Origin of the sequence: Streptomyces sp. CB01635 (assembly GCF_002803065.1) — a bacterium.
GTDB lineage: Bacteria > Actinomycetota > Actinomycetes > Streptomycetales > Streptomycetaceae > Streptomyces.
The window spans coordinates 1,258,874-1,271,903 of record NZ_NNBL01000003.1 but is presented as its reverse complement, the minus strand read 5'-3'; the positions used below and the strand labels follow the sequence as shown (position 1 = coordinate 1,271,903).

The following is a 13,030-nucleotide window of genomic DNA, read 5'->3' as shown; positions in this document are numbered from 1 at the left end:
CCTCCCTTCTGACAACGTTGTCGCGTGAAAGAGGTCCCGCCCATGTCGCACCACCCCATGCAGGTCGACCGCCGGAGATTCCTGCAACTCCTGGGCCTGTCGAGCGCCCTGGCCGCCCTGCCCACCGTCGCCGTCGCGAACTCCGCCCAGGCTCTGGACAGTTCCCCCGGTTCCGCCTCTCCCCCGGACGAGACAGCAGCCACATACCACCGCGTTCTGCTCCAGCACACCCACTGGTCCGAGACGCAGTGGGACGAGGCGCGGGGCCACTACACGGACAAGGATTTCGGATTCGCCGTCGTTCTCGGCCATGCGGTGCTGCTCAGGCACGGCACGTACGACAACGAACTGGCCGGCGTCGACCGGGACACCCTCAAGGCACGCACGCTCGCCACGATCCGGCACTTCGCGGCGTCGAACCGGCTCACGGGCGGGACCCAGTGGGGCCGCAAGCTGTTCTTCGACACCACGTTCCAGTCGTACTTCATCCTTGCCGCGCGTCTCCTCTGGGACGATCTCGACAGCGCGACGCGCACGAACGTCGACACCATTATTCGTGAACAGGCCGCGTACACAACGACGTTGGGCACCGGTGACGACCCGGACTCCGGCGACTGGACACCGAACGGCCTCAAGGGCGGCCACGTGGGGGACACGAAGCTGGAGGAGATGGGGCTGTACGCGCAGACGCTCGCACCCGCCCTCGCATGGGCGCCGGACGACGCGCGGCGCCCTGACTGGGAGTCGGGCTACGGCACCTGGTCGCGCAACGAGGCGGGGCTCCCCCCGGCCGATCTCGCCAATCCGGCGCTCGTCGACGGCGTAGCCGTCTCCCGCAACACGGCCCGGAATCTGTACGACACGTTCATCGTCGAGAACCACGGATCCTTCGGCCCGCATTACCAGGAGGAGTTGTGGCGTACCTCGGGACGCAACGCGGCGCACTTCCTGGCCGCCGGGCAGCCGCTGCCGCAGGTACTGACCGCACAGCCCAACGCGCAGCCGCTGTGGCGCACGTTGCTGGGGGTGATGAGTGACGCCGGTGAGCCGTTGATGCCGATGGTGAACGACCGCGAGCATCTGTACGGCAGGGACGTGATCCCGCTCGCGTTCCTGGCGCAGGTGACGGGCGACCGGGCGGCGGCACGGGCCGAACAGGCACTCGCCGAACGGCTCGAGGCGTACCAGAAGTACCCGCCGGAGTACCGACTGGCCAAGTTCTCGGGTGAGCCGAAGTACGAGCCGGAGGCCCGGGCCGAGCTGGCCATCAGCTATCTCCTGCACATGTGGGCGGCCGCGAAGGGCGAACGGGTCCGGCCGCTGTCTGCGGACGAGCTCTTCGCCCAGGCGTCGGGGGTCACGGACTTCGGCTCGGGTCCTGGTCTCGTCTCGCACCAGACGCGGGCCGCGTGGGCGGGTGCCGTCAGCAAGCCCGGCTTCGTGAAGTTCGCCTGGCAACCGGCCCACGACGACTGGCTGTTCAAGCTCAGCGGCGGTACGCCGATGTTCCTGCCGGCGACCACGGGCAAGGTCGCGCGGCGAACCGTCCGGACGTACACCTCCCGGCGCGACGGCTTCGACGGCAGCGCCACGGTACTGCGTCTGGACAGTGGATACGCGGGCTTCACGACACTGCCGACGGGCGCCGTCGTCTACGCGACCTCCGGAACGACCGCCGGGGAAGGGCACCTTGAGGTGCACAACCTGACCATGCCGGGGATGGCCGGCCTCGACGGCGCACGTACGTACCGTTTCGAGGAGGGTGAGGTCGAGGTGCGCGCGCAGGATGCGGATACCTCCCCGACCGCGGCCGCGGCGCGCGTCGACGAGGTGAGCTTCTCCCGCGCCACCGTGCGGCACATACGCATGCTCGGGGTACGCCCCGATCCGACGTACGGCTACTCCCTGTATGCGTTCGAGGTGCGCGACGGTGCCGACGGCACCGACCTCGCACGTGGCGCGACGGCCACCTCGTCCTCGAACGATCCGGGCAAGGGTCCGGAGCTGGCCGTCGACGGTGATCTCGCGACGCGCTGGGCGGTCGCCAAGGCCGAACGCCCGCGTGCCGACAGCTGGTTGACGGTGGACCTGGGCCCCGAGCGCGAGGTCGACCGCGTCACGCTGCGCTGGGAGGCTGCGGCCGGGCGCGCGTATCGCGTGCAGGGGTCGGCGGACGGCGAGCGCTGGGAGGACCTGGCGGCCTGGCCGGTCCCCGATGTGAGCAGCCGGGGTGGCTGGCTCGACATCGATGGGCGTGCCGGGCTCGTCGTGCGCGGATCGGATGCGGACCATCCGATCGCCGTGTACGGCGACACGATCCTGGCGGCCGACGGGCCGGCGGCGCCGGTCGTCGTCGAGGGATATGCAGGTGCGTCGGCCAACACGCTGCGCGCGCTGGCGCGGATCGCCTCGCCCAGGGCTGGGAGCAAGGCGATCCAGGTGGCATTCACTCAGGAGCACCTGAGCCTGTTCAACCTCTCGGGCGACGCGGTCACCACGACGGTGGACGTGCCACAGTCCGGTGCACGTCGTCTGGTGTTCCAGGGAGACCAGACTCTGACCGACGGCGGAACGACCTACCAGGCCGAAGTCGAGGCATCTGAGGCCCTGTTGCTCGCTCCCCGGTTCACGCTGGCTCCTGTGGCGGGTGCGGGACGGCTGCCCTCTGGACTGCGCGTACGGGTGATGGACGGCGCCACCGTGCAGCTCTCCGGGGCGAGTTGCCGCGTTCGCGTGGAGGGGCAGCACCGCAGCGAGGTCGCCGTCGTGCGGCGTGGGCGTGAGACGACTCTCCGTCTTCACGACGTGACCGCCTTCCCCCTCGACGACCTCGCCCTCGACCGCACCGTGTTCCCCACCAGTCCACTGCCTGCCGGCATGTCGGACCCGTCCGCGGCGGTGGACGGCAATCCGGCGACCTCGTGGCGGCCCGGTCCCGACGGGCGCATGGTCGTCGACCTTGGCGAGCGGCTGCCGTTGCGTTCGGTCGAGGTCACCTGGACGGACGCCGGGGCGCCCGCTCTCAGCGTTGAGGTCAGCGACGACGGTGTCGCCTACCGAGGTGCGGGCCGCGCCGACGGGCGCGGCCGTGTCCGTGCACTCGGCCTCGACACGTCGGCGCGGTATGTCGCTGTGAAGGTCGAGGGGCGGCTGTCCAGGGACGCCCGCCTCACCCGGCTCACCCTGCGCTGAGACTCACACAGAACGCATCCCCAGGGACCCGGCCTGACGCACAGCAGGCCGGGTCCCTCGCCGTTTCGCCGGAGCGTCTGCGTCTGCGTCTGCGTCTGCGTCTGCGTCTGCGTCTGCGTCTGCGTCTGCGACCTCAACTCCCCGCCACAGCAAGGCCACACCCCACCGGAAAGTTTCGTCCGGCCCCTTGACCTGCCCCCTGGGGCGCCCGCACAGTACGGGCTAATACGCATTACCTAATACGCATTACCAGCACTCAGTGACACGACAACCAAGTGTCGACAGCAAGGAGCACCACGCGTGGAGCAACCCAGGAAGCGCGCGAAGCCCGGCCGGGCCCCGTCCCCCACCGGCCGTACGTCGCGCCCGCGCCAGGCCGAGGTGGCCCGCCTCGCCGATGTCTCCCAGGCGACCGTCTCCCTGGTCCTGAACGCCCGTCGCGACGGCAAGGGCGCGACGATCTCCGAGGAGACGCGGCAGCGGGTCCTCGACGCGGCGCGCAGCCTCGGCTACGTCCCGGACCCGGCGGCGCGCCGGCTGGCCGCCGCCCGCAACAACCTGCTCGGCGTCTTCAGTTTCACGGCGACCTTCCCGACCGATGTGCAGCACTCGTACTACCCGTTCCTGGTGGGCGTGGAGCAGGAAGCGGCCGCGCGCGGCTACGACCTCGTGCTGTTCACCGGGTCGAGCAGCGGGGGCGCGGGCGCCGCGGGGCCGGACGCGCTCAGCCGGGTGCGGCTCGCCGACGGCTGCCTGTTCCTCGGCCGGCACGTGCCGCGCGCCGAGCTGAAGCGGCTGGTCGCCGACGGGTTCCCGGTGGTGCATCTGGGACGGCGCGAGGAGCTCGAAGGGCTCGCCTGGGTCGGCGCCGACTACGTGAGCGCGAGCCGCGAAGTCGTCACGCGACTCGCCGAGTCGGGTCACCGGCGGATCGTGCTGGTGCGCGAGGACGACGACGCTCCCGCGTCGGGCGACCGCCAGGAGGGTTTCCTCGACGGTCTCGCGCGGGCAGGTCTGCCGGGCGGTCCCGACGCGGTGCTGCGCTGCGTCGATCCGGTGGCGGAGCTGACGGCGGACCGGGTCCGGGCGCTGGTCACGGACGGTGTAACCGCGTTCGTGGCGGAGGAGACCGACACCGGCGCCGCGTGGCGGGCATTGAGCGGGGCGGTGCGGGCGGCCGGGCTCTCGTGTCCGGAGGACGTCTCGCTGGCGCTGCTCGGGAGCCCTCCGCCGGACCTCGCCCGGGAGCCGGTGCCGATGGGGTTCGACGTGCCCCGGCACGCGCTGGGCGCCGCCGCGGTGCGGTTGCTCGCCTCGATGGTCGCCGGGGAGGAAGCCGACGAGCCGTTGGTGGCGTGCGAGGTCCGCGACGGGGTGACGGCGGGGCCATGCGTCGACCAACTCCCTTGACGCGTCAGTCAGTTCGGAACACCGCGAGAACAACCACAAGGAGCACTGTGATACCCGAACCGGACATCCTGATCGTCGGCGGCGGCCTCGGCGGTGTCGCCGCCGCGCTCGCCGCCTGCCGGGCGGGCCGGCGCGTCGTGATGACCGAGGAGACGGACTGGATCGGCGGGCAGCTCACCGCCCAGGCCGTGCCGCCGGACGAGCATCCGTGGGTGGAGCAGTTCGGCACGACGGCGTCGTACCGAGCGCTGCGCGAGGGCATCCGGGCGTACTACCGGCAGTGGTATCCGCTGCGCGGCGAGGCGCTCGGGCTCGCGGACCTCAACCCGGGCGCCGGGCGCGTGAGCAAGTTGTGCCACGAACCGCGGATCGCACTCGCCGTCCTGGACGCGATGCTCGCCCCGCACCGGGCGTCGGGCCTGCTGACCGTCCTGACCGAGCACCGCGCCGTCTCCGCAGAGGCGGACAACGATGTCATCCGTGCCGTCACACTGCGGGATCTGCGCGGCGACACCCTCACGACCGTCCCCGCGCGCTACGTCATCGACGCCACCGAGACCGGCGAACTCCTCGCACTCGCAGGCGTTGAGCACGCCAACGGTGCCGAAGCGCATGGGGAGTTCGGCGAGCCGCACGCACCTGCTCAGGCCCAGCCCGACAACCAGCAGGGCATCACGGTCTGCTTCGCGCTCTCGCACCACGAGGGCGAGGACCACATCATCGACCGTCCCGAGGACTACGAGTTCTGGCGCGCCTACCGGCCCGACTTCTGGCCGGGGCCCCTGCTCGGCTTCGAGGCACCCGACCCGCGTACCCTGGAGCCGGTCCCCCGCACCTTCGTGCCGAACCCGGACCTCGACCCGCTCGCGGTCAGCGCCGACCAGAGCGCCGACGCCGGGGACAAGGAGCTGTGGGGGTTCCGGCGGATCCTGGCGCGCAAGCTGCACCGGCCGGGCGCCTTCGACTCGGACATCACGCTCGTCAACTGGCCGTTGAACGACTACTGGTTGAAGCCGTACATCGGCCAGGAGGCCGAAGCGCTGCGCGAGGCGCGGCAGTTGTCACTGTCAGTTCTGTACTGGTTGCAGACGGAAGCCCCGCGCGCCGACGGCGGCACCGGGTTCCCGGGACTGCGCATCCGTCCGGACGTCACCGGCACCGCCGACGGGCTCGCCAAGTCGGCGTACGTGCGCGAGTCGCGGCGCATCAAGGCGGTGACGACCGTCGTCGAGCAGGACGTCGCCATCGACGTGGTCGGCCCGTACGGCAGGACCCGTTACCGCGACTCGGTGGGGGTCGGCGGCTACCGGCTCGATCTGCACCCCTCCACCGGCGGCGACTCGTACATCGACATCGGCTCGGCGCCGTTCGAGATCCCGCTGGGCGCGCTGGTGCCGCGCCGGGTGCGCAATCTGCTGCCCGCCGGCAAGAACATCGGCACCACCCACATCACCAACGGCTGCTACCGGCTGCATCCCGTCGAGTGGAACGTCGGCGAGGTGGCGGGCGCGCTCGCGGCGCACTGCCTCAGCGAGGACGTCGAGCCGCAGCAGGTGCAGGCCGAGGACAAGCGGTTCGAGGTGTTCGCGCGGCTGCTCGACCGGTCGGGCGTGCAGCGGCACTGGCCCGACGTCCGCGGGTACTGACAACCCCTCCCCCCACTCCCCCACGCCTTCAGCAATGTACGCACGTCAACGCACGTCAACGCACGTCAACGCACATGGAGGTGCCCTGACATGACCGGCATGATCCCTGACCGTCGCATCCGCGTCGGCATCGACGTGGGCGGCACGTTCACGGACGCCGTGGCGGTCGACGCCGCGACGCTCGCGCTGGTGGGCCAGGTGAAGGTGCCCACCAGCCACCACCACGAGGACGGTGTCGCGCATGGCATCGTCCAGGCGCTGGAACAGCTCCTGGAGAAGGCCGAGCGAACGGCGGCGGACGTCACGTTCCTGGCGCACGGCACGACGCAGGCTACGAACGCCCTGCTGGAGGGCGACGTCGCGAAGGTGGGTCTCATCGGGACAGGCAGCGGGGCGGGCGCGGTGTTCACCCGTCGGCTCGCCTCGTTGGGCAGGCTCGAACTCGCCCCGGGCAAGCGGCTTCCGCTGGCGTACGCGCATGTGGCCGACCCGTTCGACGCCGATGCGGCGCGTGCCGCCGTGGAGCAAGTGCGCGATGAGGGGGCCGAAGTCCTTGTCGCGACCGAGCCGTTCGGGGTGGACCGGCCCGAAGGCGAGCAGGCTGTCCTCGACGCCGCGCGTCCCTCCGGGCTGCCAGTCGCGGCGGCGCACGAGATCACCTCGCTGTACGGGCTGCACAAGCGGACGCGTACGGCCGTGGTGAACGCGGCGATCCTGCCCCGGATGCTGGCCACGGCAGATCTCGTGGACGCGTGCATCACCAAGGCCGGGGTGACGGCACCGCTGATGGTGATGCGCTGCGACGGCGGGGTCATGTCGCTGGGCGAGATGCGTCGGCGCCCGCTCCTGACGATCCTGTCGGGCCCAGCGGCGGGCGTCGCGGGCGCGCTGATGCAGGAGCGGATCAGCGAGGGCGTGTTCCTGGAGACGGGCGGCACGTCGACGGACATCAGTGTGGTGCGGCGCGGCAAGGTGGCGGTGCGGCACGCGACGATCCTCGGCAGGACCTCGTACCTCAACGCCCTCGACGTACGGACAGTCGGTGTCGGCGGCGGTTCGATGGTGCGGATCGCCGGGAACCGAGTGGTCGGTGTCGGGCCGCGCAGCGCGCACATCGCGGGGCTGCCGTACGCGTGCTTCGCCTCGCTCGACGACCTGCGGGACGCGCGGATCGCCACGGTGCGGCCGATGGGCGGCGACCCGGACGACTATCTGGTGCTCGATGCGGCGGGGGGCCGGTTCGCCGTGACGATGACGTGCGCGGCGAACGCGCTCGGCCGGGTCCCTGAGGGCGACTTCGCGCGCTGCGAGCAGGAGGTGGCACGGGCCGCGATTCAGCCCCTCGCCGCCGCCCTGGGCACTGATGTGGCGGGCGCCGCGCGCGCCGTCCTCGACGCCGGGACCGCGCAGGTCAAGGCAGTGGTGGACGCGATGATCCGGGACTACCGGCTCGACCGCGACACGGCCGTGCTGGTCGGCGGGGGCGGCGGGGCCGCGGCGGTGACCCCGCACCTCGCCGCCGACGCGGGACTCGAAGGCCGTATCGCCCGGCACAGCGAGGTGATCAGCCCGATCGGCGTGGCCCTCGCCCTCGTCCGCGAGCAGGTCGAGCGGATCGTGCCCGGCGCAACGCAGGAGCAGATCCTCGCGGTGCGCGCCGAGGCCGAACGGGCGGTCGTCGCACAGGGCGCCGCGGCCGAAGGGGTCGAGGTGGAGGTGACGGTCGACCCGCAGACCAGCACCGTACGGGCCGTAGCCACCGGTGCGACCGAGCTGCGCACCCAGGACCGGGCGCCCCGCGCGGACGACACCGAGCGGCTGAGCGCGGCTGCCGCGAGCCTCAAGGCGCAGCAGGCGCGGGTGAAGGTGCTGGCCGGCACGGCTGCGTACACCGTCTACGGCACCGAGGTGCGGCGCAGGTTCCGGGCCGACCGGCAGCCGGTTCGGGTGGTGGACGCGGACGGGGTGGTGCGGCTCGGCGTACCGCACGCGCGGGTGTCGACGACGACGGTGGGCGCGGCCGGTGAGGCGCTGGCGTCGCTGGTGCGCGACGCCACCTCGTACGGCGACGGCGGTGTGCGGGCTCCGGCCGTGAGGCTGCTGGTGGGCGGCCGGATCGCGGATCTGTCGGGCGTGCTCGAACCGGATGCCCTGCTGGCCCTGGCCCGCAGCGAGTTGCGCTCGCGGGCCGCCGACGAACCGGTCGTCGCGGTCGTGGAGCCCCGCGCATGACCGGCGATCACGACGCGGAGCTGGACCTCGCGGTGCGGCTGCTCGCCGGGACGCCCACGCACGAGGGACGTGATCCGCTGATGCTCCGTCAATGGGCGCTGACGGCCGAGCAGTTCGGCAGTCGGATGGCTCCGGATCCCGGACCGGTGCGAGTCGTCGAGCGGGACGGCGGGCTCGCGGCCGGCCTGCTGGCCCGGTACCGGTCGAGGCCGCCGGTGGTCGAGATCTACGTCGACACGGTCGACCGCGCCGAGCAGCTGATCGCCGAGCGCGACTGGCGGCACTGGTTCCCCGAGGGGTCGGTACGGGCAGCCGCCCTCGCCCACGAGCAGGCGCACGCCTGGCTCCACCACGCGCATGTCCGGGCCGATTTCAAGCGGGCGCTCGGCCACACGGCAATGAGGCTCGGGCGGCGCCGTCTTTACGCACATGTCGCGGGCGCCGACGAACTGGCCGCGCACGCCTATGCCCGCGCCGCCTGCGGCCTGGGCCGCAGTCCCCTGCTGCTGACGGAGGCGCTGGCCGCCTTCGTGTCCTGTGAAAGCGAGAAGTGACCGATGGGTGTCGTCATTCTGCTCGTCATGGCGGCCGGAGTGGCCGCCATGCTCAGCCGCAAGCTGCCGACCGCGTTCGCGCTGGTCCTGCTCGCCGTGGTGATCGCGTTCCTCGCGGGCGCGCCGCTGACGGGCAAGAACAGCGTGTTCGACACGGTGCTCCAGGAGGGCGCGCCCGCGCTCGCCGCCACGATGATCGCGATCCTGCTCGGATCGTGGCTCGGCAAGCTCCTGGAGGAGACCGGCATCGCGGGCACTCTGGTCCGTAAGATCGTCGAGTTCGGCGGAGACCGGCCGGTGTTCGTGGCGCTCGGTGTCCTCGCGGTGTCCGCGCTTGTCGGCACCGTGACCGGCTCCGCGCCCGCGGCGATGCTCGCCGGGCTGATCGGCATCCCCGCGATGATCGCGGTGGGCATCCCGAAGGTGACCGCCGCGGGCACGATCCTGATGGGCATCGCGGCCGGGATGCCGTTCGAGCTGCCGGTGTGGCAGTTCTTCTCCACGGCGCTCGAGCTGCCGGTGGACACGGTGCGCGGCTTCATGCTGAAGCTGTTCCCGTTCGCACTGGTGGCGGCCACCGCCTACGTCCTCGTGGAGTCGCGGCGCCGGGGTGTGGAGCATGCGTGGTCGCTCAAGTCGGTTCAGAAAACACCGGGTTCGCGGGGCAGCAGTCGGCGTCAGCGGCTCAGCGACGCCCCGTGGTACGCGCTGCTCACTCCGGTGGTGCCGCTGGTGCTGGCCCTTGGTCTCGATCTGGCGATCATCCCGTCGCTCCTTGCGGGTGTGCTGTACGCGCTGGTGACGACGACGCGGCCGCGCGAGATGAACCGCCGCCTGCTGCGCACCCTGTACGGCGGCTTCGAGGTGGCGGCGCCGCCGATCACGCTGTTCGTGGCGATCGGCATTCTGCTCGCCGCGGTGAAGCTGCCCGGCGCGGTCGACGCGCTGGAGCCGCTCGTCAAGGCGGTCAGCCCGCACAACGCGGTGCTGTTCGTCCTGGTCTTCACCCTCCTGGTACCGCTGTGCCTTTACCGCGGACCGCTGAACGTGTTCGGCCTGGGCGCCGGCATCGCGGGCGTCCTCATCGCCACCGGCATCTACCCGGCCGTCGCCGTCCTCGGCATGGCCACCTCGTACAACCAGGTCTTCGGCGTCGCAGACCCGACCAGCACCCAGACGGTGTGGAGCGCGCAGTACGCGGGGGTGTCTCCGCAGCAGGTGATGGTCCGGACGCTGCCGTACGTGTGGGCGGTGGCGCTCGGCGGTCTGTGCGTCACCGCCGCCACCTACCTGTGAATCCCCTCTGAAAGCAACCGACTTCAGGAGCCGATCATGCAAGAGCCGCAGTTTGGCCTCGACCGTCGCATGTTCCTGCGCACCACCGCCGTCACCGGCGCCGCGTTCGCCCTCGGCGGCCTTTCGACGGCGTCCGCGTCGGCCGCGCCCGGCGGGTTCCCGGACTACACCTACGTCCGCACCCTGTTGTCACCGTCCCAGCTCAAGTACAACCCGACGGGCGAGATCATCTTCCCGACCGTGCGCGGCGTGTACGACAAGTTGGCGTCACCTCTGGGCCGTTACTACCTGTACTACGCGCCGCACGACGCGCCGGGCGGCATCTGCCTGGCGTACGGCGACTCGCTGGAGGGCCCGTTCACGGAGTACCCGGCGAACCCCATCGTGTCGAACAAGTGGGACCCGCACTACTCGGTCAGCCACGTGTCGTCCCCGCACGTGCTGTGGAACGAGGACCCCAAAGAGTTCTGGCTGTACTTCCACGGCGAGAACACCACGACGCGCCTGGCCCGGTCCGCGGACGGTGTGCACTTCACGTACGACAAGGTCGTCCTGTCGACGTCGATGATGCCCACCGGCACGACCGAGACGTCCTACGCCCGTGTCTTCCGCCACGACCTGCCGGCGCGCGGCGCGCGCTACGTGATGCTCTTCATGCTGAACAACACCACCAACCACCGTGACATCTGCTGGGGTTGGTCGGCCGACGGCAGAAGCTGGACCTTCGACCAGACGCCGCTCGTCCGGCACTCGGACGTCGGCGCGGTGAACGTGGGCGGCCCTCACCTGCTGACCCGGAACGGCTCCGCCTACGTCGTCTACAACAAGGACAAGGAGAGCGGTGGCGACCTCATGATCACGGAGGTCGGCGCGGACTTCTCGCTCCGCAAGCACCTCGGCGTCTTCTACGACTCCCGTTCCACAGCCCCCGAGAACGGCCGGGCGGCAGCGCCGTCGTTCGGAACGGAGCACGGGGTGCCGTACATGGTGTACGAGGCGGGCGAGCGGCTGGCCGGGGCCATCGCGGTCGCCCGGGGCTGACCGAACGGATCCCGGGCGGGACACGAACTGACCGGTGGTCCGCACGGCGCGTACCTGCCGTGCGGACCACACCGACAGCCCTCAGGGCGTCATGCTCTGCGCAGGCCGTCCAGGTGGCCGCGCAGAGCCCGGGCGGCCAGGTCCCGCCCGCCGACGCCGTGCTGAGCGCGCAACCCGTACTCCCCGCCCCGTTCCGCCCTCCTCGCCAACACCTGCGCGGAGCACCCCCAGTTAGCCTGGATCACAGCGAAGGGGAGCAGTTCCGAGAACCGCCGGTCGACACGCTGGGTGCTCCGGAGCACCCCGGCCACCGGGCTCCCGCACACTGTGCGGGGGCGGACGAGACCTTCGGCCGAGGCATGATCCGGCCCCACTGACGTGTGGGCCGTTCCATCGTGCCCGGCCGGGTGGTTCTCCCGTCGCCCTATGGGCGCCGATGAGCTGACGGCCCGGCCCCAGCAGAAAGCAAGGCAATGACCTTCGACCCCCTGGCGTTTCTCACCGCCTTCGGGCTGATCTTCCTCGCGGAACTCCCCGACAAGACCATGTTCGCCTCGCTGGCCATGGGCACCCGGATGCGGCCGCTCTACGTGTGGTTCGGCACCTCCACCGCCTTCATCGTGCATGTCGCGATCGCTGTCGGCGCGGGCAGCCTGCTCAGCCTGCTTCCGGCCATGGCCGTCAAGCTGGTCTCCGCCGCTCTGTTCGCGTTCGGCGCCGTCGTCCTGCTGCGTGGCGGGGACGATGACGACGAGGAAGGCGCCGCCAAGACCGTCACCGGTTTCTGGCCCGTCTACACCACCGCCTTCATGGCCGTCTTCATCAGCGAATGGGGCGACCTCACCCAGATCACCACCGCCAACCTGGCCGCCACCAACCCCTGGCTGCCCACCGCCCTCGGCTCGGCCCTCGCGCTGATGTCGGTCTCCGCCCTAGCCCTGCTGGTGGGCCGCTTCATCGCCAAGCGCGTTCCTCTCAAGACCGTGCAGCGCATCGGTGCCGCGTGCATGGCCGGACTCGCCATCTGGACCCTGATCGAGGCCTTCACCGCCTGACGCCGCGACGTGTGCCTGACGGGCCTCAGGTCGGGCGCTCAGCTCCCTCCCCGCGCCCGATCGACCCACCCGGCGACGGTCCAGGGGCGCGCCTTGACTTCAAGCGCTTCAAGTATTGGAGGGTTGGCTCATGGCGATGACGTACAGGCCCGGCGCGGTGGACGACGCCACACCGCTCACGATCCAGCAGGTGTCCAGGCGTACCGGTCTCTCCGAGCCGACGCTGCGCTACTACGAGAAGATCGGCCTGATCGGCACCGTGGGGCGCGACGAGAGCAGCGGTCACCGGCGCTACAGCCCGGCTGCCGTGGAGACCATCGAGGCGCTGAGCTGCCTGCGGTCGACAGGGATGAGCGTGCGGGACATGCGCGCTTACCTCGCACACCTCGACACCGGCGACGCGCCGCGTCTGCGCGAGCTGTTCAAGGACAACGCCGAGCGCGTTGCCGAGGAGATCGAGCGCATGCGGATCCGGCTGCGCTACCTGCAGCTCAAGACCGATCTGTGGGCCGCGCGCGAGCGTGGGGACACCGCGGCGGAGCAGCGCGCCGTCGCCGAGGTCACCCCCGTCATCGCCGACCTACGTTGATGAGAAGGAAAGGCA

The 13,030-nt window shown here is 71.1% G+C and carries 9 protein-coding genes; all 9 read left to right on the top strand.

Going from position 1 to position 13,030, the window contains the following annotated elements:
• The first annotated feature begins 42 nt into the window (after positions 1 to 42).
• On the top strand, positions 43 to 3,192 hold the full coding sequence (locus tag CG723_RS13945) for a discoidin domain-containing protein (RefSeq protein ID WP_100593575.1): 3,150 nt from the start codon (positions 43 to 45) through the stop codon (positions 3,190 to 3,192).
• A gap of 300 nt (positions 3,193 to 3,492) precedes the next feature.
• Positions 3,493 to 4,602, top strand: coding sequence for a LacI family DNA-binding transcriptional regulator (locus CG723_RS13935; RefSeq protein WP_100593574.1), 1,110 nt, complete (start codon positions 3,493 to 3,495; stop codon positions 4,600 to 4,602).
• A 47-nt stretch (positions 4,603 to 4,649) separates the two neighbouring features.
• Positions 4,650 to 6,248, top strand: a complete 1,599-nt coding sequence (locus CG723_RS13930) for an FAD-dependent oxidoreductase (protein ID WP_100593573.1) — start codon at positions 4,650 to 4,652, stop codon at positions 6,246 to 6,248.
• A gap of 99 nt (positions 6,249 to 6,347) precedes the next feature.
• Positions 6,348 to 8,480, top strand: a complete 2,133-nt coding sequence (locus CG723_RS13925; RefSeq protein ID WP_442802558.1) for a hydantoinase/oxoprolinase family protein — start codon at positions 6,348 to 6,350, stop codon at positions 8,478 to 8,480.
• The gene (locus CG723_RS13920) at positions 8,477 to 9,034 is read left to right on the top strand and encodes a hypothetical protein (RefSeq protein ID WP_100593572.1); all 558 of its coding nucleotides are present in this window, start codon (positions 8,477 to 8,479) and stop codon (positions 9,032 to 9,034) included. The genes CG723_RS13925 and CG723_RS13920 overlap by 4 nt, the downstream gene beginning before the upstream one ends.
• 3 nt (positions 9,035 to 9,037) lie before the next feature.
• On the top strand, positions 9,038 to 10,330 hold the full coding sequence (locus CG723_RS13915) for a TRAP transporter large permease subunit (RefSeq protein WP_100593571.1): 1,293 nt from the start codon (positions 9,038 to 9,040) through the stop codon (positions 10,328 to 10,330).
• Positions 10,331 to 10,366: 36 nt separating this feature from the next.
• Positions 10,367 to 11,371 (top strand): hypothetical protein, encoded by a 1,005-nt coding sequence (locus CG723_RS13910; protein WP_100593570.1) that lies wholly within the window; start codon positions 10,367 to 10,369, stop codon positions 11,369 to 11,371.
• 473 nt (positions 11,372 to 11,844) lie between these two features.
• Positions 11,845 to 12,426: a TMEM165/GDT1 family protein gene (locus tag CG723_RS13900; protein ID WP_100593568.1), complete on the top strand. Its 582-nt coding sequence runs from the start codon at positions 11,845 to 11,847 to the stop codon at positions 12,424 to 12,426.
• Positions 12,427 to 12,556: 130 nt separating this feature from the next.
• Entirely contained in the window at positions 12,557 to 13,015 is a 459-nt protein-coding gene (locus CG723_RS13895; protein ID WP_234374282.1) for a MerR family transcriptional regulator, read from the top strand.
• Positions 13,016 to 13,030 lie beyond the last annotated feature (15 nt).